This window comes from Streptomyces anatolicus, from assembly GCF_019400875.1.
In the GTDB taxonomy this organism is placed as follows: Bacteria; Actinomycetota; Actinomycetes; order Streptomycetales; family Streptomycetaceae; genus Streptomyces; species Streptomyces anatolicus.
The window spans coordinates 1-1,698 of sequence record NZ_WMBF01000790.1; the positions used below are offsets into that span (position 1 = coordinate 1).

The 1,698-nt window shown below is 75.9% G+C and carries 1 protein-coding gene; it reads right to left on the bottom strand.

Annotated features, from left to right (window positions below):
• Positions 1–256 precede the first annotated feature (256 nt).
• Positions 257–1,698: glycosyltransferase (locus tag GKQ77_RS32475; protein ID WP_219692739.1), on the bottom strand; the 1,442-nt coding region annotated here is incomplete at its 5' end.

Below are 1,698 nucleotides of genomic sequence, written 5' to 3' on the forward strand. Positions count from 1 at the left end.
ACGTCACCCCGCGTATCCCACCCGCTGTCTCCCTCGCCGTCCTCGCCGCCACCGCTACCGCCACCGCCCCAGAGGTCCCCCTCCCCGAAGTCAGGAAGGGACCGCCCCCAGAGGGGCGCGGCACCGGTGCCCGGGGGCTCCCGGTGGGTCGGTGTCAGCGCCGGGGCCGCCAGTAGTTCCTCGGAGCGTGAGTCCCATCCGGTCGCCCCCGCCGGGGTCCGCGGCACGTCCACGCCGCCCGCACTCTCCTGCCGACTCATACGACCGCCCCCTTCAACTGCTGCCGTTCATCCGCCTGGTGGGGGCCCACCGCGACCGCCCACCGCCCCGGCACATACGCCTCGGCCGGGTGCGCGAAGGGGACCGGCTCGCCCGCCTCGTCCAGCGCGTCCCTCCGCACCGGGCAGTGCGAGACGATTTCCAGGTAAATGCCGCGAAATGCCGCGACGTTCTGCTCCACGGTGAAGAGTTCGAGGGCCCGCGCCCGCGCCGCCGCCCCCAGGCGCGCGCACCGCGCGGGGTCGCGCAGGAGCGCCACGCACGCCTCCGCGAGCGCCCGCGGATTGCGCGGCGGTACGACGAGCCCCGTGCCGCCGATGACCTCCACCACCGCGCCGACATCCGTCGAGACGGTCGCGCGCCCGCAGAACATGGCCTCGACCAGGCTGATCGGGAAGCCCTCGACGACGCTGGAGAGCACCACCACCCCGCCCGCGGCATACGCGTCGGCGAGGTCCGGCAGCTCGGGTCCGCCGATCTCCTCGAAGGAGACGGGGTTGTCGCCGACGGCGTGCGCCCCCTCCGCCTCGTCGGGGAAGAGCTGCGCGGCGAGCGCCCGGCACTGGGCGAGGTAGTCCACGGCCTCGCGCCCCTCCGCGGGCGCCCCGACGATCCGCAGGCGCGCCTTCGGCTCCTCCCTGCGGACCTCGGCGAAGGCGTGGAGCAGTGAGATCAGGTCCTTGGCGGGCTCGACGCGGCCGACCCAGAGGAGGGTGCGGCGGGCGGCGCCGAAGTCGTCGTATCCCCGCTCGCCGATCTCCGAGAAGCGGCCGGACTCCATGCCGGGGTAGACCGTGCGCAGCTTGGCCCGGTCGGCGCCGCACCGCTCCTGCCAGCGGCGGGCGTGGGTGTTGCCGGGGGTGATCAGCGCGGCCTGGCCGTAGACCTCGGCGGCGAGGAGGCCGTGGAAGGAGGCGAGCAGCGCCCGGGCGGGTGCGCTCAGGTCCATGCCGCCCGCGGCGAGGTGGTGCGCGCGCAGCTGTACGCCGTACTCGGTGACGAGCAGCGGCACGCCCGCGAAGTGCTTGGCGAGCAGGCCGGGCAGCGCCGCGGGTCCGCCGGACGCGGCGTGGCAGAGGTCGGCCGCGCCGAGCGCGTCGTCGTCGTACCAGTCGAGGGAGAGGGGTCGCAGCGCCCGTTCGATCAGGCCGGCGGCGACGAGCAGGTCGCAGACGCGTGCGGTGCGGGCGGCGCGCAGTGCGCCGGGCGCGCGGCAGGCGCTCTCCAGGGCGCGCACGGCGCTCTCCGAGCGCAGCGCGCCGACGAGGCCGCCTTCGTCGCGGGCGAGTTCGGCGAGGCCGTAGAGGGCGTTGGCGAAACGGTCCGCCACATGGCCGGAGCGGGCCTCCGGTGCGGTGTCCTGCCCCGGGCTCCCCAAGCCGTCGGCCCCGCCAAGCCCGCCATCCGAGCCCCCAGAGG